At 68.9% G+C, this 23,811-nt stretch carries 18 protein-coding genes; 8 read left to right on the top strand and 10 right to left on the bottom strand.

Annotated elements, in window-relative coordinates:
- Positions 1–74: 74 nt before the first annotated feature.
- The 4 genes from H504_RS0105010 to H504_RS0104995 form a co-directional block, all read right to left on the bottom strand.
- Positions 75–2,132: an Hsp70 family protein gene (locus H504_RS0105010; protein WP_026421888.1), complete on the bottom strand. Its 2,058-nt coding sequence runs from the start codon at positions 2,130–2,132 to the stop codon at positions 75–77.
- On the bottom strand, positions 2,129–4,021 hold the full coding sequence (locus tag H504_RS0105005) for a dynamin family protein (protein ID WP_026421887.1): 1,893 nt from the start codon (positions 4,019–4,021) through the stop codon (positions 2,129–2,131). Before H504_RS0105005 ends, H504_RS0105010 begins: the two co-directional genes overlap by 4 nt.
- A 3-nt stretch (positions 4,022–4,024) precedes the next feature.
- Entirely contained in the window at positions 4,025–4,342 is a 318-nt protein-coding gene (locus tag H504_RS0105000) for a hypothetical protein (protein WP_026421886.1), read from the bottom strand.
- 176 nt (positions 4,343–4,518) lie between these two features.
- A complete protein-coding gene (locus H504_RS0104995; RefSeq protein ID WP_026421885.1) occupies positions 4,519–6,171 on the bottom strand; it encodes a dynamin family protein in 1,653 nt (550 codons plus the stop codon).
- Positions 6,172–6,328: 157 nt separating this feature from the next.
- Between H504_RS0104995 and H504_RS40845 the strand changes: the two genes are divergently transcribed.
- Positions 6,329–7,303 (top strand): nucleotidyl cyclase domain-containing protein, encoded by a 975-nt coding sequence (locus H504_RS40845; protein WP_157440218.1) that lies wholly within the window; start codon positions 6,329–6,331, stop codon positions 7,301–7,303.
- 78 nt (positions 7,304–7,381) lie between these two features.
- Here the strand turns inward: H504_RS40845 and H504_RS0104985 are convergent, their stop codons facing one another.
- Entirely contained in the window at positions 7,382–7,936 is a 555-nt protein-coding gene (locus H504_RS0104985) for a TetR/AcrR family transcriptional regulator (protein WP_051385496.1), read from the bottom strand.
- Between the two features lie 50 nt (positions 7,937–7,986).
- Here H504_RS0104985 and H504_RS0104980 point away from each other — a divergent pair, with 50 nt between their 5' ends.
- Complete coding sequence (locus H504_RS0104980) at positions 7,987–8,691, top strand: SDR family NAD(P)-dependent oxidoreductase (RefSeq protein WP_026421882.1); 705 nt, start codon at positions 7,987–7,989, stop codon at positions 8,689–8,691.
- A 43-nt stretch (positions 8,692–8,734) separates the two neighbouring features.
- Here the strand turns inward: H504_RS0104980 and H504_RS0104975 are convergent, their stop codons facing one another.
- The 4 genes from H504_RS0104975 to H504_RS0104960 form a co-directional block, all read right to left on the bottom strand.
- Positions 8,735–9,301 (bottom strand): RICIN domain-containing protein, encoded by a 567-nt coding sequence (locus H504_RS0104975; protein WP_026421881.1) that lies wholly within the window; start codon positions 9,299–9,301, stop codon positions 8,735–8,737.
- A gap of 144 nt (positions 9,302–9,445) precedes the next feature.
- Positions 9,446–12,010 carry a helix-turn-helix transcriptional regulator gene (locus tag H504_RS0104970; RefSeq protein ID WP_281173595.1) on the bottom strand — a complete coding sequence of 855 codons (2,565 nt, stop codon included), beginning with the start codon at positions 12,008–12,010 and terminating at the stop codon, positions 9,446–9,448.
- A gap of 128 nt (positions 12,011–12,138) precedes the next feature.
- A complete protein-coding gene (locus H504_RS0104965) occupies positions 12,139–12,984 on the bottom strand; it encodes a hypothetical protein (RefSeq protein ID WP_157440216.1) in 846 nt (281 codons plus the stop codon).
- The gene (locus tag H504_RS0104960) at positions 12,981–13,283 is read right to left on the bottom strand and encodes a PadR family transcriptional regulator (protein ID WP_026421878.1); all 303 of its coding nucleotides are present in this window, start codon (positions 13,281–13,283) and stop codon (positions 12,981–12,983) included. The genes H504_RS0104965 and H504_RS0104960 overlap by 4 nt, the downstream gene beginning before the upstream one ends.
- A gap of 305 nt (positions 13,284–13,588) precedes the next feature.
- Between H504_RS0104960 and H504_RS33315 the strand changes: the two genes are divergently transcribed.
- Positions 13,589–15,625, top strand: a complete 2,037-nt coding sequence (locus H504_RS33315; RefSeq protein ID WP_169735325.1) for a tetratricopeptide repeat protein — start codon at positions 13,589–13,591, stop codon at positions 15,623–15,625.
- Between the two features lie 676 nt (positions 15,626–16,301).
- Here H504_RS33315 and H504_RS0104950 read toward each other — a convergent pair.
- Positions 16,302–17,594: a helix-turn-helix domain-containing protein gene (locus H504_RS0104950; RefSeq protein WP_051385492.1), complete on the bottom strand. Its 1,293-nt coding sequence runs from the start codon at positions 17,592–17,594 to the stop codon at positions 16,302–16,304.
- A gap of 363 nt (positions 17,595–17,957) precedes the next feature.
- Here H504_RS0104950 and H504_RS33310 point away from each other — a divergent pair, with 363 nt between their 5' ends.
- From H504_RS33310 to H504_RS33300, 5 genes are read left to right on the top strand one after another with little or no spacing between them, the layout of a single operon-like run.
- Complete coding sequence (locus tag H504_RS33310) at positions 17,958–18,584, top strand: toll/interleukin-1 receptor domain-containing protein (protein WP_051385491.1); 627 nt, start codon at positions 17,958–17,960, stop codon at positions 18,582–18,584.
- Complete coding sequence (locus H504_RS0104940; RefSeq protein ID WP_026421876.1) at positions 18,581–20,725, top strand: hypothetical protein; 2,145 nt, start codon at positions 18,581–18,583, stop codon at positions 20,723–20,725. The genes H504_RS33310 and H504_RS0104940 overlap by 4 nt, the downstream gene beginning before the upstream one ends.
- Positions 20,722–21,747, top strand: coding sequence for a hypothetical protein (locus H504_RS0104935; RefSeq protein ID WP_026421875.1), 1,026 nt, complete (start codon positions 20,722–20,724; stop codon positions 21,745–21,747). Before H504_RS0104940 ends, H504_RS0104935 begins: the two co-directional genes overlap by 4 nt.
- Positions 21,748–21,749: 2 nt before the next feature.
- Positions 21,750–22,766, top strand: a complete 1,017-nt coding sequence (locus H504_RS33305) for a protein phosphatase 2C domain-containing protein (protein WP_051385490.1) — start codon at positions 21,750–21,752, stop codon at positions 22,764–22,766.
- Positions 22,763–23,806 carry a protein kinase domain-containing protein gene (locus tag H504_RS33300; protein WP_084467384.1) on the top strand — a complete coding sequence of 348 codons (1,044 nt, stop codon included), beginning with the start codon at positions 22,763–22,765 and terminating at the stop codon, positions 23,804–23,806. Before H504_RS33305 ends, H504_RS33300 begins: the two co-directional genes overlap by 4 nt.
- Positions 23,807–23,811: the final 5 nt, after the last annotated feature.

The raw sequence follows: 23,811 nt of genomic DNA, 5'->3' as shown, positions 1-23,811 counted from the left end.
GTTGCGGTGAACTCTGCCGGTTCCCGCCCCGCGCGACACTGGTGTCAACACCCAACTCGACGGTAGGGCTAGCCCTAGTGGTCTCTTGTGGCCGGATCCCGCGGGGTCGCCAGGTGCGAACCGGTTTCCGTCCACTGTGTCCGAATCCCCGACACGGTGGCGCTGATGGGGGCGGTGCGCACGGTTCCGTCGTGGCAGGCGCTGATGAGGTGGTCTGGTCCAGTGAATGCGACAGCGCGGGACCAGGTGCCGTGGGTGGTGCGGGTGAGTTCGGTGCCGTCGGTGACGCGCCAGGCGCGGGCGGTGAAGTCGTCGCTTGCGGTGCCCAGGAAAGCAGCGCCGTAGGTGAGGGTGACGGCGCGGACCGGGCCGTCGTGGCGGAGGGTTTGCTGCCGTTGTCCAGTATGGACATTCCAGACGGCGGCGGTGCCGTCGGTGCTGCCGGTCGCCAGGAAGGTGGCGTTGAGCGCGACGGCGACGACCGGGCTGCCGTGGCTGAGTTCGGCGATCTTGGTGCCGGTTGACACCCGCCACACCTGCGCGGCGTCGGGGCCGCCCACAGCGAGCAGGTCGCCCGCGAGCGACACCGGGGCCGGGCCGGTCAACTGGACGGACAGGCGTTCCGTGGTGCCGTCGTACACGCGGGCCACACCGTCGGCGGTGACGGTGGCCATCGCCATCCCGGTGTCGCCCAGGGTCGCGTTGAACACCCAGTCGTCGTACCGCAGTTGGCGCATGTGCAGGCCGTCCACCACCCGGTACACGCGGACGGTCCAGTCGTAACCGGAGGCGACCAGCCGGGTGCCGTCGGTGCTGAAGGCGAGGTTCGTGATGTACGGCGACCACCGGCTGGGGGTGCGTTCCCACAGGAACTGCCACGGGTCGCAGGCGTACATCCGCACGAACCCGCGGCCACCGACCGCGAGCCGGGTGCCGTTCCGGTTCAACGCGACCGCGAAAGCGCCGGGTGTACCAAGTGGAGCACGCGACATCCGCCGCATGCGTGGTGCTCGGATTGTGTTGGCAGTCCAAGGTTTCTCCCGTGCCGCCGTCTTGCGCTGGGCGAGCAGGGTGGCGCCGCGCACCACGGCGAGTTCGGGTGAGTCGCCGCGGACGACTGGCAACCCCGTGTACTGGCCGAGAAGTTCACCGACGAACGGCAATCTGCTTGACCCACCGACCGCGACCACTCGGTCGATCTGGTTCCACGTCAGCTCCGCGCGTTCGAGCGTTGCGGTGCATGTGGTGAATGTGTCTTCCAGCAGCGGCTTGAGCATGCCCGCCAATTCTGCGCGGGTCAGCGTGAACTGGACATTCGGGCCGAGCGGGGTCAGCGTCTCGGTGCGGGACTTGACCCGGGACAGCCGGATCTTCAGCTTCTCGGCCTGCTCGCGCAACGACAGCCTGCGACCGAGCAGTGTGATGTCGTCGTTCGCCGTCGCCGTGTACAGCGGCTTCGATTGTTCCGGGAATTCAGCGCGAATGCGTTCGAGGATTTCCCGGTCGAAGTCGCGGCCGCCCAGTTTGGGCAGGTAACCGGGGATGCCTGCGGTGCTGAACGACCCGTTGCCGTCCGTTCTCGCCAGCGCGCAGTCGAACGTCCCACCGCCGAGGTCGTAGACCAGCGCGGTGAGCGGTAGCCGTTCGGTGTCCAGGAAGTCGGTGGCCGCCGCGACCGGCTCCGGAACCAGCCAGAGCCGGTCGAGGTCGAACCCGGCCAGTTCAGCGGCCTTCACCACCAGGCGCTGCTCGTCCACCTCCCACGCGGCGGGCACGGTGAGCACGACGCCGTCCGGCTCTCCGGGCGCTGTGGAGCGGGCGAGGTCCCGCAGAAACCCCAGGACAGCGGCGGCCAGCTCGTGTGACCACAGTGGAGTGTCGCCGAGGTAGGTTGGTGTCGGCCCGCCGAAGTCGCGTTTGAAGCCGGACGTGTACAGGTCCGGCCGCAGTAGCCGGGCGCGTTCGGCCGCCGCGCCGACCAGCACCCGTCCCGTCGCGTCGAGGCACACCGAGGTCGGGACGGAAGACTCGCCGGGTGCGATGGGATCGCGGACCACCACCGGTGTCCCACCCGTACTGATCATCAGCGCGGACTGCGAGGTGCCGAAGTCGATGCCGTAGACGAGTGTCATGGCCGGTTTCCGGACAGGGCCTCGGCGCGGGTGCGCAGCCGGTCGACCTCCTCGTGCCGCACGGCGAACGCCTCCAGCGCGGCGGCCGTTCTGGCCCGTTCCTCCGCGAGCCGGTCAGCAGCCGCGTTGAGCGTGTCGCGCAGCTTCTGCTCGGTCTTGGCCAAGGTCTCCTGGTGGGCCTTGGCCTGGTCGTCGAAGGCCCGCAACAGGGAGTCTTTGGCGTCCTGAGCCTGGTAGCGCAACCCCTGCTCGGCGCGTCTACGAGCGGAGTCGATCCGCTTGTTGACGTGTTCGCCGATCCGGGCCATCTGCTGGCGGCGCAACTTCTCGGCGTTGCGCTCGATGCCTTCCTGGTGACCGAGGAACAGGCCGGTCACCTGGCCGACCAGCGCGCCGAACGCCGCGCCGACCGCGGTACCGATGATCGGGACCACGGAACCGACGACGCCGCCCGCGACAGCTCCCGCCGCGCCGTAAGCGTTTGCGCCCGCCAGCCTGGTGCGGAACCGGGTGAAGTTGGAGACCTCGGTGGCGTAGACCTGGTCGGGGAGATCAATCTGTCCCAGTTGGATTGTTTCGCCCGGCTTCCCGGTAGTCTGCGGAGTGCGCAGGTGTTTGTCGGCGATCTTGTCGAGCGCGGTCGTCAGGTCCTTCGTGGACTGCTCTGTGACCGCGACGGCGGCTGTGGAAACCTTCTGCACCAGACCATCCGGGTCGAACGCGGTGGCGTTCAGGCCGTTGTTGAAGTCCCCGCTGATCCGCTCGAACTCGTCGGCCAGTGCCTTCTGCACGTCCCGGTCCGCCTGGGTGATCGCGTCCTTGAGCGCGCGCCGGGCCGTCTCGGTGTTCTTCGCCGCGGCGATGTCCGCCTTCACCTTGTTGATCTGGCGCTTGAGTTCGGCGAGCGGGTCGCTGTGGTGGACCGCGTCGTACGCGGTGGCGTGCCGCAGCCGGGCCACCCGCACCATGTCCTCCATCACGTCGAGTGCGGCGATCCCCTGCTCCACCCCGCAGGTGATGGACAGGTTGTGCCACAGGTAATCGCCCAGCGCGGGGAATCCGGACTCCGCGCGCCGCTTGTCGTCACCGCGGGCGACGGCCATCTCCAGCCGCAGCGCCGAGACCGGCTGCACGAACAGCGACGCCGCGGCCACCCCGGTCGCCTTGGTGATCCGGGCTCGCACCTCGGCGACCATCGCGTCGATGTCGATCGCTTGGTCCGATTTGGTCACCGCCACCGCGACGGTCCGGCAGCGCGCCGCCGCACGGGCGAAGAACCTCAGCTCGTACTCGCTGAGCGGTTCGGTCGCGGACGCCACGAACACCAGCGCGTCGGCGAGGTCGAGGTGCGCGTTGGTGGCGGCGGTGTGCGCGGCGTTGACGCTCCCGATACCAGGTGTGTCGACGAGGACCAGTCCACCGCGCAACTCCTCGATCGGCATCCCCACCTCGACCAGCACGACCTCCTTGCCGTTGCCCGGATTGCCCTGTTCTGTGACGTAGTCCCTGATCTCGCCGACCGACTTGGCCTCGACCCGCCGGGTCCCGCTGGGCTGGGACTCGTCTACCAAGTGGACGGTGACCCGTTCGGTCGCGGACCAGCTCAACGTCATCACGGCGGCGGTGGTGATGTTGAGTTCGACCGGGAAAAGCCTGGGGCGCTGGACAAGCGCGTTGAGCAGGCTGGACTTGCCGCGGCGGAACTCCCCGCAGACGATCACCCGGTACTGGCCCGCGGTGAGCCGGTCCCGCGCCGCGCGAGCACTGGCGAGCAGCGTCGCGGACAGCTCATTGGTGAAGTCGGCCAGCAGCCGGTCGAAGCAGTCCAGCGTGTCGGCGCGCAACTGGTCGAGGTCGCGGCGGGCGTCCTGGTGGTTGGGGCTCGGCACAGGTCACGCTCCCTGGTCGTCGGCGGTGTCCGCGTAGGCGATGACTTCCTGGGGCCGGACGAGCAGCCCGCGCCAGGTGTAGCCGACCCGCACGGTCGCCGCGATCGCGTCGGTCCGTCCTGGGCCGGGGGAGGGCCGGGTGCCCACGACCATGTGCCGGGCGAGGTCCACTGCGCCGTCGTCGTCGAACGCCTCCGCCTCGCACAGTTCCAGTACCTCGGTCACCCGCTCGGCGAGGAACCGGACCGTGTCGGCGGTGATCGAGTCGGGATCGGCGGCCAGGTGGGTGAGGTGGTCGGCGAGCTCGATCAATTCCGGCACGGCGTCGGGCGGATTTGATTGTTCGACCTGGGGAGGGGAGGGTTCGGGTTGCTCCGCGATCGGTGTCTTTTCGCCCGCTGGTTCGGGCGCGACTTGCTCAGCAGAGCGCAGTTCGAGCAATTCGCGGTATACGGACGGAAAGAGGATGCGAAGCAATCGGGGTGTTCTGGACTCGCTCATCCGAGCCGCCTTTCCATCGACAAGTCGTCTATGGACTCCACCAAGCGCGCGGCGCTGCCCGCTCGGTACCGGATGCGTTCGTAGAGCTTGCGCATGCCGCTCGCCACCTCGACCGTGGTGCGGTCGAGCAGCGGGTCTTGCTCGTGCACAGCCCATCGGATTGCCTTGGCGCGCGCCGCTTCCTCGATGGCCCTGGGAGCGGCGTCCGCCGGGACGCCGACCCGGGCCGCGAGCGATCGGCCGTTCTCGCCGGTCAACCGCAGCAATTCCGCCGCGTCCCGCTCACCCAGGTCCAATTCGCCGTTGTAATGGGGCGCCAGGAGTTCCAGTTCGAGCAGACCCGGCACGGATCGGCGTAGACCGCGAACCTGGGCCGCCACCTCGTTCACCTCGGCGGCCCCGTGCGCCGGGTTGGCGCGCAACCGGGCGATTTCGCGCTCGACTTCGTTGATGCCCTGGTGCAGTTTCAACACGGCGGACCGGGCGCCGAAATGGCGGATCACGATCTCGCGCAGTTCCGGGACCCCGCTGTGGCCGAGCAGCCGGGACCGCACCTGGTTCGGGGATTCCCCGTCCCGCAGGTACCGGACGGCCAAGGCCAGTCCCCACTGGCCGAGGAGCGCGACGAGTTCCCGGCAGTGGTCATTCGGGAGACCGACCACGCTCTCGTCGAACGGCAGACCCCACACGATCGCGTCCACGACCTCCGCCAAGTCGCGCCGGGCCATGTCGGCCAGCCAGGTGAAGTGTTGTTCGGTCAGGCAGACGCTGCCCACGGCGAGCTGCGCCGCGACCGGGATGATGGTGTAGAACAGTGGGCGCAGTCGCGGGTCCCGCAGGAACTCGGCGCTCAACGCGCGCCCGTCGGCCATCGGGTCGTGTTCCAGATAGTCCTTTCGGACCTCCCTGGCCCAGAACCGGTCGCACTGGCTGACCACGCCGAAGGTCTTGAACGGCGACAGCACACCGTCGAGGAAGCCCGTCACGATGCTCTGGTCGTGTGTATTCACCGCTCGGCTGAACACGTACAACACCGCGTCAGCGCGCTCGACCGCGGAACTGCTGTCCTCGTGCACGTCGACGGCCGATCGCCCGACCGCGGCGAGGGCGTCCGCCACGACCTGACGTTCGCGTGGATCGTCGATCCCCAACAGGTCCATGGTGTTCGCCGAGTCGGTGCCGTGCCTGCTGCCGAGACCGGGCGTGTCCAGGAGGTGGAAGTCGTTGAGCAGCGGTATGGGCAGCCCCAGTTCCACCAGGCGCACCTGGGACAGGAGGTCGACGCGGCTGTCGTCCCGCGCCGTCCACGCGGCGAGGTCGGCGGGTGGGACGCTGTGCGACGGCCTGCCGTCCTTGTAGTGGATGCGTGCCACGGGTTCCGCCGCGTAGCGGAGTTCGTTGACGGTGAAGGTCAACTCCAGGCCGCCGGTGAGGACCACTCGCTCGCCGATCAAGGCGTTGACCAAGGTGGACTTGCCCCGTTTGATCTGGCCCGCCACCGCGAGCCGCAGCGGTTCCCGTAACCGGGTGGACACCGACTGGAGCAACCGGCGCAGCGCAGTGAGCTGGTCGTCGCGTGGGTCTAGGCAATCCACGCACGCGTCGAACACATCGGACAGCGACAGAACGCCGTCGTCGGGCACCCTCACCGCGCATCTCCGATCCGGCCACCAGCGGCTACAAGATCGCGAACGGACCCGGCCGCGTTAACGCCACACCGGTCACGATCGAGTAAACGCCGGATGGCATTCGCGGGGCGTTGGCGGTCGAGCAACCCCGTGCCATCATGGCGAAATGGGTGGTTTCGTGGATCGAAGACGCCGTCTCATGATGGTCGTCGACATCGAGGGGTACACCAAACGCGTACGGTATTCCGATCACCTCGACGCGCAACGGCGGTTGTTGGCCGTCATGCAATACGCGTTCGACCGAGCCCGAGTCCGGCGGGCCACCGTGCTGCGGCGCCAGAATCTGGGCGACGGCGCGCTGTTCGTACTGCCGGAAGGGCTACCGGAGGCCAAGGTGCTGCCCGCGCTGGTGCTGGGACTGCGGCACGCGCTCCACCGGAACAACGAGGCACCAGGTCCATTCGGCCGAATGCGGATCCGGGTCGCGGTGAATCAGGGCCTGCACTCAAGCGGACCACTGGGGCACGTCAGCCGCGCGATTGTCACGGTCACCGACATGGTGGATTCGCCCGATTTCAAGGCATACGTCAAGAACGCGACAAGCAGCGACCTCGGCCTGGCCGTCCCGGACAACCTGTACCGCGACGTCTTCCTCGACGACTACCCCGGAATCGCGGCCACCGATTTCGTCAAACTCACCCTGAACCCCCGCTACGGCGATCCACTGTGCTGGGTCCACACCCCCATCTCCGGCCCCGCCCTCGACCCACACGCCGCCCCCGCCGACTGGCACGGCACCGCGACACCGGCAACCGTAGCCGGAATGGGCGCCCTGCTCCTGGTGCACCACAAACACAAACGGGACAAACTCGCCGCCGAAGCCGCCCTAACCCTCGGCGGTGCCCACCTCCCCGACCCCCACCACCACGACGACCCAAACCACGACTGGGCCGAACCCACCCACCCCGAGTCGCACCTCTCCGACAAACCCAACCACCCCAACACATCCACCCCACACCACCACCCCGACGACCACCCCACCACCGAAGACCACGACTACGACGATCACGACCACGATGACCACGACGACCATCACAACGATCACGATGACCATCACGACTACGACGATCATGATGGTGATCACCAGGGCTAGTCCGACTACTCGGCTCCAGAGCCGTGCGCCCTCTGCATCGGCCGCCCACCGACTATCCGTCCTACCGCGACGTGAGGGTCAACGGCGGTTGACGAAACCGTCGAGGGCGAAGTGCAGGGGTTGGCGCCAGGCGCCTTCGCCCGTGGTTTCGCCGAGGAGGGAGAGGGCCCAGAGCAGGTTGACGACGTCCTGGTCGGTGGCGTCGGGGCGGATGGCGCCTGCCTGGCGGGCGCGGGTGAGGACGGTGGACAGGTGGGACATCCCGTGGCGGCACGCGTCGGCGAGGGCGGCGGCCGCCGGGTGGTCGCCGGTGAACGCCTCAAGCAGGGCGCGGTCCTTGGTGAGCTGGGACAACAGGTTCGTGGCGAATCCGGTGAAAGCCAGCCACGGGTCGGGCTCGGCCGCGGCCTCGGCGGCGAACCCGTCGACGGCGGCCAGGCGCGGGGGCAGCAGGGCGTCGATGAGGGTGTCGCGGGTGGGGAAGTGGTTGTACAGCGTGCCGATGCTGACGCCCGCACGGCGCGCGACCTCCTCCAGGGACCCGGCCAGGCCCTGTTCGGTGAAGACGGCCGCGGCCGCGCGCAGCAGGTGGTCGCGGTTGCGGGCCGCGTCGCGGCGCAGCGGTCTGGTCATGGCGCACATCGTACTTGAGGGGTGCCTCGGGTACGGGGTAATGTTGAGGGGTGCCTCAAGATAAGCGGGTTGCCGCGATCATCGGAGTGGGACCGGGCCTGGGGATGTCCCTGGCGCGGCGGTTCGGGCGGGAAGGGTTCCGGGTCGCGCTCGTGTCGCGCGGCGGTGCGCGACACGGCGGATACCTGGCTGACCTGGCGAAAAACGGCGTCGAAGCGACTGCGCACACTGCGGACGTCACCGACGCGGAGCGGTTGGCGGACGTGCTGGCGGAGATCGGGGACATCGAGGTCGCCTACTACGGCCCCACCCCGGTCCAACCCATCGTGCCGATCACCGAGGTCGACGTCCCCATCGCGCGATCGGCGTTCGACTGGGTGTGGCCCGCGGTGCAGGTCGTGCACACCGTGCTGCCGGGCATGCTGGCCCGCGGGACGGGCGGGCTGATCTTCGCAGGCGGTCTTTCCGCTGTCCGCCCGATGCCCGCGCTCGGCCAACTCGTGCTCCCCACCGCCGCCTTGCGCAACTACGCCCTGACCCTCAACGCCGCGCTGACCGACCGCGGAATTTACGCCGGAGCGCTGACGATCGGCGGTCTCATCGAACGCGGCGACATCCACGCCATGATTACCGCCGACCCCGCCAAATACGGCACGATTGCCGGGCACACCCTCAACCCGGACCATGTGGCGGACGCCGCTTGGAACATGTACCAAATCCGCGACCGCGCGGAGCAGGTGTTCGACGCATTCTGACAGTGGTGGTGCCCGCGGCGGTGTGCCGCGGGCACCGGGTCGATCACGGGAAAACGACGTGCCAGGACTGCGACTGGCTCCCGTTGCACTGGAAGAGTTCCAGTTGCTCGCCGTACGGCGCCGTCGCCCCTCCGGGCACGTCGACGCAGAAGCCGGTGTTGGTGAAACCGGTCCTGGACTCCAGGCTCACGAAACCGGTCGACGAGGTGTGCGTGTTGAACTCCTCATTGCTGACCGTCCGGCAGTTGTTCAAGCCCATCGGGGCACCGTTGCGCGGCGGCGGCGAGAACGCGAACAGGCAGAAGCCGGTGCCGTTCTTGTTGAGGAACTGCCAGATGTTGGTCCCGAACGACTTCACCTCCCAGCTCTGCGCGTCGCTGCCGTCGCACCTCGCCTCGATGACCGCGGTGTTCACGGCCGGGGTCGGTGCCGACATGCACTTGGTGCGGTCGCCGAAGTTGACGATGGGGTTGAAGACGGTGGCGAACGGCGTGACCTGGCTGGTCGGGCTCGGCGCCGCCTGGGCGACCGCCACCCCCGATCCGGCGATGGCGGTGGTCAACGCCGCCGCCCCCAGCAACACCCCGGTGATCTTCCTGCGGAATTCCACGGTTGAACTCCCCTTTCACTCCGGATTTCCCAACGATGACCGGTCGGTTTCCCGTTGCGGTCCGGGTGACGACGCTACGCAGCGGGCGTGCCGCGCGTATCGGGAGCGGTTCCCCATGTTTCGTGTTCGGTTCCCCATCTTCGCTCAGGCCAGGGCACGTCGGGCCACCCGGCCTGCGGACGCCCGGTCCGGGACGCCGAGTTTCGCCAGGATGGCCGAAACGTGGTGGTCGACGGTTTTGGCCGAAATGCACAGATGGCCGCCGATCTGGGCATTCGTGTGCCCTTCCGCGAGCAAGCCGAGCACCTCGTGCTCACGGCGGGTCAGCCCGAGTGGATGAGCCCGTGTGGCCGTTCTCGGTCCGGCGGGAATGGCCCGCGCGCCCAACCTGCGCAATGCGCGACGCGTCAACATGACCGCGGCCGAAGCGCCAAGTTCGGTGAAGATGGTGAACGCCTGACGGAGGAATGCGTCTTGGTCGGAGTCCAACAGGGCCATGCCCGCCTCATACGGGCAGCCAAGGCGGTTCCAGGCGTCCACCGCCCGATTTGTGTCCCCGTTGAGCAGATCGCGGTGGGGTTCGGCAACATCGCCACAGGTCGATCGTTCGGAGCCGGTCCGACGCAGCCACACCGCGACGGCCCCACGGTGCCAGTCGACGCGGGTTCCCGCCGTCTGCTCGGCCGACTCCGCCTCCCGACGAGCCGCCAGGCCATCGCCCGCGAGCCAGTGCGCCTCGGCACGGGCCAGTCGCGTGAATACCCGGAACGGCGGCTCATCCTGGCCATCCGCGATCGCGGACGCCTCGTCCAGGCATTCCCAGACACCCGGTTCGCCACGCCGGGCGCGGATCACCCCCAGCCTCACCAATCCACACAACCGATTGACCGGCGATTGGTCGACACCGCGGAAAAGCTCGTTGGTCACGGCCAACGCCTCCCCCCACCGCCCAGTGCGTTCGTACAGGTTCGCCAACTCACCACGCAGGCGGATGGCGTAGGTGGCGAGACCATGGTCGTCGCAGTACTCAATCCCCTCGGCGAGATATTGTTCCGCCTCAACGAATTGCCACCGCTCGACCGCGATCACGGACAGGTTGACGTGCGCCCGCGCGGCTTGTTGCTGGTGTCGACCGGCCAACGCGATGTCCAGCGCTCGGCGCATCAGCGCTGTCCATTCCAGACCCTGGCACGAGCGGCTTGCGGCTTCCGTGTTCAACGCGTCGCTGAGCACATCGGTGACGCCGAACTGTGCGGCCAGTTTCTGCGCCCGCCTGGCCAAGGCGGTCGCGGTGTCGTAGTCGGCGTGCAACATCCGCTGATTCGCCAGCGTCGCATACGCTTCAGCGAGTTCGACGCTGGATCCAACCCGCTCCAGGACGGACACGCTCGCCCGCGCCGCCACGACCGCGTCCCGACCGCGACACAAGGCCCACCTGATACGGGACAGCCGCGCCAACGCCGCCCCCTCGCGTAACCGATCGCCCGCCTCACGCCATGAAGCCAATGCTTTTTCCGCGGCTTCTTCGGCCACCGGCAACCGCCCCAACAACGCCGATTCGTCCGCCAACCCTTCGTACAACTCCGCGCGCACAACCAAACCAGCCCGATCGGCGAACCGCAGCGCGCGCTCGAACTGTGCAGCCGCCTCATGGTGTGACCCGAGCCGTGCGGCGCGCCTCGCGGCCGCCGGGGCGTAGCGCAGCACAGCCTCCCCATCCCCGCATTCCTCGGCGTGAAAAGCCATCCGGGCCTCATCAGCGCAGCCGCGCGCACACAGTGCGGTCAACAACCTCTGGTGAATCGAGTGAGCACGGTGCGCGGGAATGGCTTGAGCGACCGCAAGCCGCGCGATCTCGTGCCGAAATCGGAACCACCGACCATCCACAACCAGCAGACCAGACGCGGGCAATTCGTCCAACGCCACCAGATCCGGACACACCTCCGCCAACAACGACACCTCAACTTTGGCGCCGATCATCGCGGCGACGTCCAGGTATCCCCGAGCCGCCCCACCCAGGCGCGCCGCCCGCGCGAGAACCACATCCCGCGCCGACACCGGCACCTCGGTCACCCCGGCGTGGAGCATTTCGGCCACGTAGAAGGGATTTCCGCCGGTCAGCTCGAACGCCCGGTCCGCGCTGAACCCGCTGCCCTCCACCAACACCCGCACCGATTCAAGCGACAACGGCGCCAACCGAACCCGCCGGGTCGACGGCTGCGCGGCCAGGTCGCCAAGCGCAACCCGCAACGCCCCACTCACCCCTTCATCGTCGCGATAGGTGGCGATCACCACCACCGCCGCGTCCCGCAACCGCCGACTCAAAAACCGCAACAGGTCCAACGTCGCTTCATCAGCCCAGTGAATGTCCTCAACCACCACCACATCCACCACCCCGGGCGCGGCCACCTCCCGCACCAACGCTCGAAACAATTCCTCACGATCACCCCCCGCCACGCAACGCCGCCACAAATCCCCCCCGAGTTGATCAGCCAAATCAAACAACGGCCCCAGCGGTCGCGGCACGAACAACCCATCACAAGCACTCCAAGACCACCGAACTCCCCCCAGCTCCCCCCGCAACACCCCCACCAACGTCGACTTCCCCACCCCCGCTTCCCCTGCGAGCAACACCAGCCGCCCATCCCCCCGCCCAGCCTCAACCACGCACTTCCGAACCGCCCCCAGCGCTCCCTCCCTCTCCAACACCGCCGCAGCGCCCCCACGCAACGAACTCACCACCAACCCCTCGTCCACCCCAACCCCTCCCCACCCAGCGATTTATCCAAGCTACCAAGCACCTCAACCCCACCCATCCCAACAAATACCCCACCGGGTTACACATCGCCCTGGATTCGTGCCGAGCCCACCAACCCGAGGCTCAACAACGCACCCAGCAGGAAGTCAACGACATACGGGTCAAGGGCTTCGACCTGATTGTCCGAAGCGTGGCCGGTGATGTTGGGGGCCAAGTCCGGGGCGGCGTGGAAGGTAAGGGCGGCAGTGAGAAAGACGAGCAGCAGCACTGCGGTCGTCGCGGTCAGCCCGCTGATCACACCACGAACCCCAGGCCGTGCCGCGATTCCCGCCGGTACAACCGCGAAGGCGGCGGCGATGGCCAGCGGTGGCATGGACCGCACGGTGTCGGACAGGAGCATGGGGATCCACCACAGCGCGAGCCCAGCCGGGACGAGTTGGGCGACCAGCCGGGAATCAATCAGTGTCGACGTGGTGATCTGGATAAACCCGGCGAGATAGGCGACGACGGCCAGGGCGGCGAGCCACCAGCCTCCCGGGTCGTTGGTGCCGGTGGTCAGCAGTTCCAACACTGTGATTGTGGCCAGCACATACCCGCCCAGCCGCAGCGCCCGGGAATGGGCATCGACGGGGGAGCGTTGACGCCCCCACCAGATCAACCCGATCACGACAACCAGCAGTCCGATCGCCTCGCCACCGATAGGCAAGCCAACCGCTCGCACGACGACAACCGTCCCAAAAGCCAGTAGCCCCAAGTAATAGGTGAGAGTCGGACCGGAAAACACAACCGCTCGCAGGCAACCACGGGCAAACCTGCGGCGTTCGGCTTGGTCCGAGATCGCGGCCGATTCAGCAAGCATGGCCCGCCCCCACTCACGTCGGTGCCCCGGCAGCAGCGCGAACGCGATCTTGAGCAGTCGGATCACCACGCACCCCCCAACGCCCGCCGCCCCGTCGCCGGAAAACCCCGCCGAGCCTCGTCGACCAGCCGAACCCCGTCGCCGAGAATCCGGTAGAGGTGCCGGGCCGGCCTCCCCGCAGGCGGATCGGCCTCCCAGAACGCTTCGAGGAAGCCACGTTCACACAGCCGGATCAAGATCGGGTACAGCGTCCCCGCCTTCAACCCGAGCTCCTTGCCCAACTCATACCCATAACGCGGCGTATCCGGCTCCCGCGCCAACACCTCAAGCACGGCAAGCGTCTGCACAGACAGTCGACGAGGCACGCCACAAAGTCTACCTATATAGACTTCCGCGCGTCCAGAGCCACGACACCACCTAGCGGCAGCGCCGGGTTGGCGCCTCACCGCGAAGCACGCCGACCGTGGTCACGCCAAGTGATGGGGCATTCGCCCTGAGATGGAGTCTTCAATTTCACCCATGTGCTCGGGCATTGTGGACCAGGGGTCCACACATCGCGCCATGGGATCGCTGCGATGCCCGCCCGCCCGGGATAGCCTCGATGTTCAATCGTTCAGGGGGTGACAGGACCGTGCGCCTTGCGCCCGAGCGTGTCCAGAACCAGGTGACCATGAACGCGTCCAGCCACATCGTCCAATCCGGTGTCATCAGCGGCGACGTTCACCTGCACTCGTCGCCGCTACCTGTGGTCGTCCCTCGGCAGTTGCCCCTGGCCAACCACTGGTTCTCCGGCAGGGACACGGAACTGCACGCCCTGAGCGCCGCAGTCAGCGCCGGAGACCACGTCGCCGTCATCGGCACGGGTGGGGTGGGCAAGACGAGCTTGGTGCTGCATTGGGCGCGGCACAACGTCGACCTCTACCCCGACGGTCAACTCTATGTGGACCTGCGGGGAAAACGAGCTGCTGACGCCGTGCGCGCCTTGCTCGACGGCTTGGACCCAGACACTCGAACCCCGATCACCAGCCTCGACGCACAGGTCGGCCGGTATCGCAGTCTGCTTGCCGGACGCCGGATGTTGGTGGTGCTGGACAATGTGCCCGACGAGGCGCAGATGGGGCATCTGTTGCCCGGTCCTGGTGACAACACCGCGCTGTTGACCAGCCGGGACCGGTTGGACGGTCTGTCCGCGAGCGCAGGACTGGAGCGCGTCAAGCTGTACCCGCTCACCCAGCCCGAGGCTGTGCGCTTGGTGGCCCGACGGATCGGGGCGGACCGGGCCAGCCGTGAGCCTACCGCGCTGACCGAGCTGGTGCACTACTGCGGGGGGCTTCCCCTGGCACTCAGCGTCGCGGCCGGGCGCCTGGTCACACACCCGTCGTTCTCCATTGCTGCAGTGGCGGAGGAGCTGCGGGAGGCCTCCACGAGGATCGATGTGTTGGCCACCGGTGAGCCCGCGACAACACTGGCTGACGTGCTGTCGTCGTCCTTCGACTCGCTTAGCTCCAAGAGCAGGAACCTGCTCCTGCTCATCGGGGGGGCGCCACTGCCCGACTTCAGTGTGCACAGTTTGGCGGCGCTGGCGGGAACACGGCCCGAGCAGGTGCTGGGCCGGATCCGCGAGTTGGAACGCGCGTCCTTGGTCGACGAGCACTTGCCGGGCCGTTGGCAGGTGCACGACCTCGTCCGGCTGCACGCGGCCCAGCATGCGCGCAACACACATTCAGCGACGACGCGGCTGGTCGACCACTACCTGCACTCAGCCATCGCCGCCGACCGGCACCTTGACCGCAACCGGGAGCCACTGACGGTTGACCCACCGGTGCGGGGGAGTCTCCCGCGCACGTTCGACGACTACGCGGGCGCCCTGGCCTGGTTCGACACCGAGCACCCGGCGGTCGTCGCCGCCCAGCGATTGGCAGTCGAGCTGGGCAGGCATCGCCAGGTGTGGCAGATGAGCTGGGCAACGCACTCCTACTGGTGGCGCATGGCCAGGACACAGGACCAGGTGGACGGGTGGCGGCTGGCGTTGTCCGCCGCCCAACAGCTCGGGGACCCGTCGTGCACGGCTGTCGCGCACCGGCTGCTCGGCTCGGCAAGCGCCCGATCCGGTGACGTGGACAGCACCTTCGACCACCTTGAGCGCGCGCTCTCCCTGTTTGTCGACCTCGGCGACGTCGCGGGCCAAGGCGACGTGCACCGCACCCTGGCCAGGACACACGAGCGGGCGGGCCACCTCTCCCAAGCGTTGACGCGTGCTGAGGCCGCCTTGGACCGGTACCGGGAGTTCGGCGAGCCACACCGAGTCGCCGACGCGCTCGACCTGACCGCCTGGTGCGAGGCGAAGCTGGGGCGGTTCGCCGACGCCGGCACGCACGGGACCGAGGCACTCGACCTCTACGAACGACTCGAGGATCACGACGGGGTGGCGACCGCCCTGGACAGCCTCGGGCACTTGGCCCAGCTCACCGGCAAGCACGTCGAGGCCACCGAGTACTACGAGCGCGCGCTGCACCTGTTGCGAGGCCGCAACACCTTCCACGAGGCAGGTACGCTCGACCGTCTCGGCGCGCTGTACTCCGGGCTGGGAAACGTCGTGCGAGCCCGTGCGGCATGGCAGCGGGCGCTCGATCTCTTCGGCGCCCAGTCCCGCCACGAGGACGGGGCGCGGGTGCGCCAGCGGCTTGCCGCCCTGGGCGATGCGTGACCAATGTGGCCAACTTCCCCACTCTCACCTGGCACTGCGCACCAAGGACGCGCTGGAACGAGCCACTGGGGCTGGCCAGGGTGCGAGAGTTCGCCGAGCACCCTGCGCGATCCGCACGGCGGTATCCCTCTGGACGCCGAGCGGTTTCGAGCCGCCACCGATGAGTACGGTCCGAATTCGACAGCATCGGCCACATCGGACAGTTGCGAGTAGACCTGGCGTGGGACGAACGTTCCAAGACGTTCGGAGGTGATCGCGCACGAACCGGCTGGCGTAGGCCGAGTTCAACTGCGTGAAGATTTCGTGCGCCTCCACGAAACGCTCACGGTCGGTGCGGCCGGAACGCCGCTCGAGGGTGGACGCCGATCGTGTCGGGAGTGACGGCCAGTTGGCCGAGGTGGGTGTCCAGTCGCCTGGGTTCGGTGTGGACGGAACGTCCTGTGCGAGGTTCGCCCCGAGGATCCACTGTGGCCATCGAACGTCGTCTTGTCGCCAGCGGTCGAACCAGTGCAGCGCGATGCTGATCGCGTCCCGTTGCCCTGTGGACGCCATGGACGCGGATGCCCGGTTAGCGCGAGCGCGCTAACCGGGCATGTCGCTACTTGGCCGCCCGCACCCCAACTGGGCATGGCTGCGCCCCACGGCCCGATCCCTCACCGGCGGGCGCGGCAGGTGGTCAGGCTAGGTGCGCACTCGGCTCACCCGGGTGCAGTGCCGCGGCGAGCGACGGTCCCAGCGCCACGACGTCCGGATGCTTCGGCGACCGGCGCAACGTCGCGGCGAGCCTGTTCAGGTCGGTGCGGATCGTCGCGGAGTTGACCAGCGCGGCATGGCCGAGCATCTCCCCGGCCAACGCACACGCCCGCTCGATGTCACCCGCCGCCGCGTGCGCGAGTGCTTGACGGACGCCGAAGCGCGCCCGTGCTCGCGCCGATCCAGGGGCGATCCGGACCAACTCCCGGTCGAGGACGGCCGCGGCCGCAGCGGGCCTGCCCAGGTCGTAGAGGCACCAGCCGGTAGCGGCGGCGACCGGGTCGGGAACGTGGCTGGTGCCGATCACCGGCCCGTCACCGCTGTCCCCGGCGGCCTCCAGGTTCGCCCTGGCCCGGTCAAGCGCACGCATGCACTCGGTGTGGTCCCCGGCGAGCGCGTGCCCCTGCGCCTCCCGTTGAGCGGCCAAGCCCAGGATCCGGCTCGGTGTCCCCGGCACCGACTGGGCCTGCTTGGCCAGGGCGATGGTCCGCTGGTGGTCACCGTTGTACATCGTGATCAAGGCTTGGCGAACCAACGCGTACGTGGCGGTGTGGGTGTCCCCCGCCGCCTCGGCCGCACGCACCGCGCGCTGGGTCCACCACATGGCCATCCGCTCGTCGCCCGCCTCCTGCGCCATCCAGCCTGCGAACTCCGCGGTGCGCGAGGACAAGGCGGCCACCGCCCTGGCGTCAGCACCTCGGCTGTGCTCAGCGAGCAGGCGCAACGACTGCGCCTGGCCGACCACGATCGGGAGCACCGCTTGCGGGTGCGCGGTCTGCCCGATCTCCCGCGCTCCCGCCAGCATCGCGGTGTGGTGCCCGAGGTGGACCTCGCCCGCCGGGGCCACCGGCCGCGTGACCGCCAGCCCCGACACCAGCAGCGCGCCGCCCACCAACAGTTCGCGTCGTCCCAATGGGACGAACGAACTCCCGTCCGGCGACATCGTCATGATCCACATCCCGTCGTCGTTGTCGTCCTCGGCCACCGCCGCCGGACTGGCCGTGGTGGTGCGCACGAGCGCGGCGAGCGCCCCATCCGCGGCCAACTCCGCGTCACACCGCTGGGCGAACTCCACCGACGGGCGCGCCACCCCGGTCTCGATCCGGCTGACGTGGCCCTTGCTGTAGAAGGTCCTGCGGGCGAACTCGCTGAGCGAGAGCCCTCGCGCCACTCGCATGGCACGCAGCCTCGGTCCGAACGGCTCCGGGATGGCCACGATCGGTCCACCTTCCTCGTCCGCGACGTCGAGCCGCGCCCGACGTCCATTGTGTAGCTATCACGCGCCCCTGAGGACGATTGCGCGTTACCCGCCGGAATGGGAAACGGGAAACGTCCCGCGGTGCCTGCCGGTCCCACACTATTGGACCGTTCACCAGGAAGACGGGCAGGGTCGATGTCCAGAAAACACGCCACTGGACATTCCAGTGGACATCGGTTGGCTAAATTCAACAGGAAACAGGAAACGGTCCGCAGGCGCTTGCGCTGAAGCCGACGTGCCCATGAAGATGACGCATCGTCACGCCGTTCGCGCATCCGTGCCGCGCGCGCTACCCATTCGTCGCATACCTAGGTGGACCTGGTGACGCAGTCGCAGAACAAGGTGTTCATCAACTACCGAGCCGCCGATGAGCCGTTCGGCGTCGCGCTGATCGACCAGGGGCTCTCCGCCCGGTTCGGTTCCGAGGCGGTGTTCCTGGCCTCGAAGTCCATTCCACCGGGAACGCGCTGGGAAGAGGCGATGTTCGAAGCGGTCGCCTCCTCGACCGCAGTCCTGGTGGTGATGGGGCGCAACTGGCTCGGAGACCGCTCCGAATCGGGCGGGCGCCGGATCGACGATCCGGGCGACTTCGTTCGCCGCGAGATCACGATGGCGCTGCGGTTGGACAAGCAGGTGATCCCGGTCCGGCTCGGCGTGCCGAGGATGAACCCAGCCGCCCTGCCGGAGCCGGTGCGGCCGCTGTGGGACCGACAGGACGTCTTCCTGCAGTTCCGCACCGCCGCCAGCGACCTCGACCTGCTCGCGGCCAAGCTGCGCAGGCTCGTACCCGGACTCGCCGCGATCCCCGCCCCCGTCACCCCGTCGGCGGCCTCCGCGAGGTACGCGTCCTACCACGACCAGTCGAGCCACTACGAGATGAACGGCATCCACGTCGAGACCTTCCACGCGGGCCCCAGCTTCGGCAGCGTGCCCGGGGGTGACCGATGAGCGAGCAGGAACCGGAACCGGCCGCACAACCCGCCGAGCCGTCGCAAGCGAACCCGGGCACGCCGCCCACTCCGGAGTCGAACACGCCGCCGACGCGCGATGAGGCGCTCAACCGGCTGCGCGCCAGCACCGCAGACCTGCGCAGCGCCCGCAACGAGGAGATCGTCGCCGAGGCGTTCTCCAGGGCTGGTTCCGCGGCGAACGTCAACCTCTACCACTTCTCCGGAGACTTCTCGGTGGAGGAGTTCGCCATGGGCGGTGGCACCAAGTCGCGCCGCGGCACGGGCAAGCGCTCGGCCAAGGTGTGGTTGGACGCCGAGGTCCTGCACGGGGAGCACGAGCGCTACGCCAAGCCCGCGGACTTCGACCGCGGCGTCGATGTCGTCGACCTGCGCAACATCGTCGTGTACTCGGGTCCGGCCCGCTCAGGGCGGACCGCCAGGGCGAAGGCGACCATGGTGGAGGTACTGCGCCGCAGCGGTTGGCAGGCGGCCTACTGCGAACTCGGCGCCTCGGTACTCGGCAACATGGCGTGGCAACCACCGCACCGCGAGTGCGCCTACCTGGTCCGGGACCTGCCGAACGCGTCGAGCAACTGCGCGGCGGAGTCGATCGGCGACGCGTGGCTGGCGCACGCGTCCGCCCGTGCCAAGGAGCATGACGCCTACCTGGTCGTGGTGACCGGCCCGGTGCGCGGCGCGCTGGCCACCGCGACCACCCGGCAGGACTACGTGCTGACCGACCTCGACGTGCCCGACTCGCGCGAGATCGTGCGCAAACGGATCGGCGTCGACGTCGACTGGCTCACCGAGTCCGAGGTGGAGGAGCAGCTCGCCGCGACCGACCTCGACGACATCCTCGACGAGCGCGACGACCCCAAGTTCGCCACACGCGCGGCCCACGTGGTGATCGAGGCGTTGCGCGCCTGTGCTGACCTCGCCGAGGTGGTGTCCCGGCTGCGCAACGCCCCCGAGCAGGTGCGCGAGTGGCTCGGTGCCGACCCCGACGCCGCCGATGTCGCGCTGGTCTTGGCTACCGCAGCTCTGGAGGGGTGCGGGTACCTCTCGGTCGCTGACGCCGCGGTCTCCCTGTACCGCAAGCTGGGCAACAACAACGCCGCCATGACACCGCGCTACCTGCGTGGGTTGTTGGCCGAGCGGTCCTGGATCGAGTTGGTTGAGACCGACAGCGGCAACAGGGTGGCCCGCTTCCGGCACGCCGCGCTGCGGGCGCCGGTGCTGGAACTGGTGTGGGTGGAACTCGACGGCGCCCGCGACGTCATCCTCAAGTGGCTCGCTGAGCTGGCCGCGCACCGCGACGTCGAGGTCCGCGCGCGAGCCGCCTACACCGCGGGGCTGCTCGCGGCTTGCGACCTCGAACACGGTCTGCACCGGTACTTCCTGCCGTGGGCGCAGCACGAGTCACCGGTCCTGCGGCAGAGCGCCGCCACCGGTCTCGACGTGGCGGGCACGGTCAGCGGCAGGCCCGAAGTGTTCTGGACCCACGTCGAGCAATGGGCGAACCTCATCCGCTATGACGACGACGCCCGTGAGCTCGCCGCGACCGCCGCGTTGGCCGCGGGCCGTTCACTCGGCATCGCTGACCCGAAGCGGGCGCTGCGGGTGTTGCGCACGCTGATCGACGAGGGTGACTGGGACCTGTTGGGACCGGTCGCGATCAGCACGCAGATGCTGCTCGCCGCCGACCAGCAGGGGCCGGTGATCGAGGCGCTGCGCGAGTGGACCGACGCGCCGGTCGTCGACGAGCGGGTGATCAAGGCGCTGAGCATGTTCGCCTTCGCCGCCAGTGAGAAGGGAACCGGCGACCGACCGGTGCTGATGGCCTCGGCGTGGCAGTTGCGCGAAGACCTGCCCGAGCTGTGGGGCCGGGCGTTGGCGTGCGAACCGGTGCGGCGCAACGCCGCGGACGCGCTGTGGGTGTGGGTGCACATGGCCGACACCGACCCCACATGCCGTCCCGAGGTGCTCGACCTGCTCGCGGGCATCGCCGACCGGGGGGACCAAGACTATGGCCGCCTGCGCCACCTGCTCGAGCAGTGGGCGGACGACCGCTTGGCCCCGTCCGCCGCGGCTGACTACTTCCTGACCCAACTCCTCGAGGAAGGCGAACTGAGCGCATGAACCAGACCTACGACCCGGTTGTGGAGTCCATCCCGCTCAAGCGGTTGCGGGCGGGCGGGGTCCGTGGCCCGGCCATGGGCACCGCGCTGGTGCTCGAACGCGCTGTCGGCGACCCGGTGGTGGTGCGCGCCGGTGAGCGCGTGCCCGATGCCAGGACCGGCAACTACCGGGTCGCGCACCGGGTCGACGTCGCCAACCGGGCCGTCGGCACCACCTTCTCCTCGCCGAGTGCGGACTCGTCGTTCCCCTTCCAGGTCACCGTGTCCTGCGGCTGCGAGATCGTCGACCCGGTACGGGTGGTCCGCGACGGGGTCCGGGACATGGCCGCCGCGCTGCAGGCGTGGCTGACCGGTCAGGTGCGCGCGGTCACCATGCGGTTCGAGCCGCTGCGCCCCGCCAACGCGGAGGCCGCAGTGGTCGAGGCCCTCTTGCGGGCCTACGTCCCCGACGGTGTGCGGTTGACCGGGTTCAGCGTGCAGGTGGAGACCAGCGACGTCGCCGAGTTCCTCTCCACCCAGCGCGAGTTGCGGGTGCTGGAGATGCGCCGCGACGCGATGCGCCCGGTCGCCGACGGGGGTCGTGGGGAGATGCTGGCCCACGTGATGGCGATGACAGGGGGCGACCCCACGCCGATGCTCGACCGCGAGCAGGACGCCAAGGAGCACAGCACCAACGCCAGCCTGCAGGCGCTCCGGGCGCTGATGGGTTCGGAGAAGATGGAGGAGTTCAACACCTCGCGCATCAGCGACACCGTGATGAGTGAGTTCTTCCCCGGCGGCAATCCGCTGCTGGGCGGCAAGCGAAGCGGTATACGCGATCGGCTCGAACGCAAGCGCAAGACGATCGACGGCGCGGGAGCCGTGGTCGAGGGGGAGAGCAAGCCCACCGCAGAGACGCCACCGCCCACGCCCGCTGCCCCGCCGAAGGGCGACAAGCCCGTCGCGGAACGGCTCGCCGAACCCGCGCCCCCGGAGGCCAAGCCGAGCCGGGTGCGCGGCGTGCTGCGCAGTGAGGACGGTTAGGCGTGGACGTCGAGCCGAGCAGGACCGTTCAGGGCGCCCGGGTCTGGGACCACACCGCGCCCGGGTTCGTGGCGTTGTCGGTGTGGACGGAGCGCATCGCCGGGCGTGGTGAGGACGCCGATCCGCTCATCGTGGTGCACTGGCCGACGGCGCGCGGCCTGATCGCGGTCTTCGACGGCGTCGGGGGTGCGGGCCGGGCGAGCGCGGGCAGCACCCCGGTCGGGCAGGAGCGGACCCAGGCGTGGGTCGCCGCCCGCCGGTTGCGGGGGTTGGTCGAGGAGTGGTTCGTCGACGGCCCGTCGGTGGACGCGCTGCACGACAAGGTCGTCACCCGGCTGGCCGCCGACATCACGGTGCGAAGCAGGATGCGCGGGAGGATTCACCGTGAGTTCCCGTCCACCCTGGCCGCGCTCGCCTTCACCATGCGCCCGGACGGGGTGCGCTGGGACGTGGTGTGGGCCGGGGACTCCCGGTGCTATGTGGTCGAGCCCGACCGCGGCCTGCAGCAGCTCAGCCTGGACGACGTGGACGGCAGCGACGCCCTGGACCTGCTGCTGCAGGACCCGCCGATGACCAACATGGTGTCGGTCGACCGGGAGTTCGCGCTCAACCGGTGGCGTGGCCAAGCGCCCGCGCCGTGCGTCCTGGTCACCGCGACCGACGGCTTCTTCGGCTATGTCAGCACACCCGCGCAGTTCGAGCACGTGCTGCTGGACACGCTCTGGTTCGCGCGCGACCCGGCCCACTGGGGCGAACTGCTGGCTGAGCGGGTCGCCGCGTACACCGGTGACGACGCCTCACTCGCCGTCGTGGCGTTGGGGTTCAAGGGCTTCGGGAACCTGCGCGCGTCGTTCGGCGAGCGGAGGAACCTGCTGCGGCACGAACACGACGAGCCGCTGCGCGCTGCGGCGGATCGCGGTGAAGACGCCGTGCGCACCGCCAGAAGCGACTCGTGGCGGAAATACCGCGGCGGGTACGAGCAGCGCTTGGCCATGGTGGTGGGGGAGGACGACCGGTGAAGCTGAACCAGGTGCTCAACGGCTACCGAGTGGTGACCAGGCCGACCAACGCCGACGCGGGCAAGTGCCTGTGGGCGTTCGCGGAGAAGGGCGGCGGGGAGTTCTTCATCAAGGAGTTCCTCGACCCGAAGATCCCCAAGGCCGACTCGATGGGCACGGTCGAGGACAAGGAGCGCCGCTTCGCCGAGTGCGAGCGGTTCGCCAAGCGGCACACCGACATCATGGCCGCGTTGCGGGCCGACGACGTGCACGCCGGGAACCTCGTCCTCGCGGTGGACTTCTTCGCGGTGGGTACCCGCTACTACAAGGTCACGCCGCGAGTGCGCCCCGCCGACGCCGCCGCGCGCGACCTCGACACCCGCGGTCAACTCGTCCTGCTCAAGACGCTGGTGGACAGCCTGGTGCTGCTGCACGCCAAGGGCATCGTCCACGGTGACCTCAAGCCGGAGAACATCCTGCTGACACCGGCGAGGAAGGGGTCGCTGCTGGTTGCGAAGTTGATCGACTTTGACGACGCCTACCAGGCGGGCGCACCGCCGATGGCTGAGGTGATCGGCGGCAACCCGTTGTACGGGGCACCGGAGTGGCTGCGCTACCTGCGCGGCGACCAAGGCGCCCATGCTCGATCGCTGACCCAGGCGGCGGACGTCTTCGCGGTCGGCCTGCTGATCCACACGTACCTCTTCGGGGTCCCGCCGGGCTACGGCGAAGGCCACGAATCGCCCGCCGCGGCTGTGCTGGCAGGCGCACCCTTGGCGTGGGACTCGAGGCTGGGCGGTCGGATTCGGCGCCTGCTGGAGTCGCTGACCGCCGCGGATCACCGGGCCCGCCCGGTGATCGCCGACGTCGCAGCGGCCCTCGACGAGCCCGACGTGCTCGTCAGTGCGGCCGTTTCCCCGTCCCCACCGCCCGTCCCGCCGCCGAGTACTCCGCCGCCGGGTGGCGGCGCCAGGACCAGTCGGGTGCTGGTCAACACGACGAAGACCGCGGCGAGGACGTCGTCGGCCCGGCTGCGCATCAACCTCACCGACAAGAACTGAACGGG

It is taken from the genome of Actinokineospora inagensis DSM 44258, assembly GCF_000482865.1.
Lineage (GTDB): Bacteria > Actinomycetota > Actinomycetes > Mycobacteriales > Pseudonocardiaceae > Actinokineospora > Actinokineospora inagensis.
The sequence above is the reverse complement of the archived record's forward strand: the minus strand, read 5'-3'. Positions and strand labels throughout refer to the sequence as shown.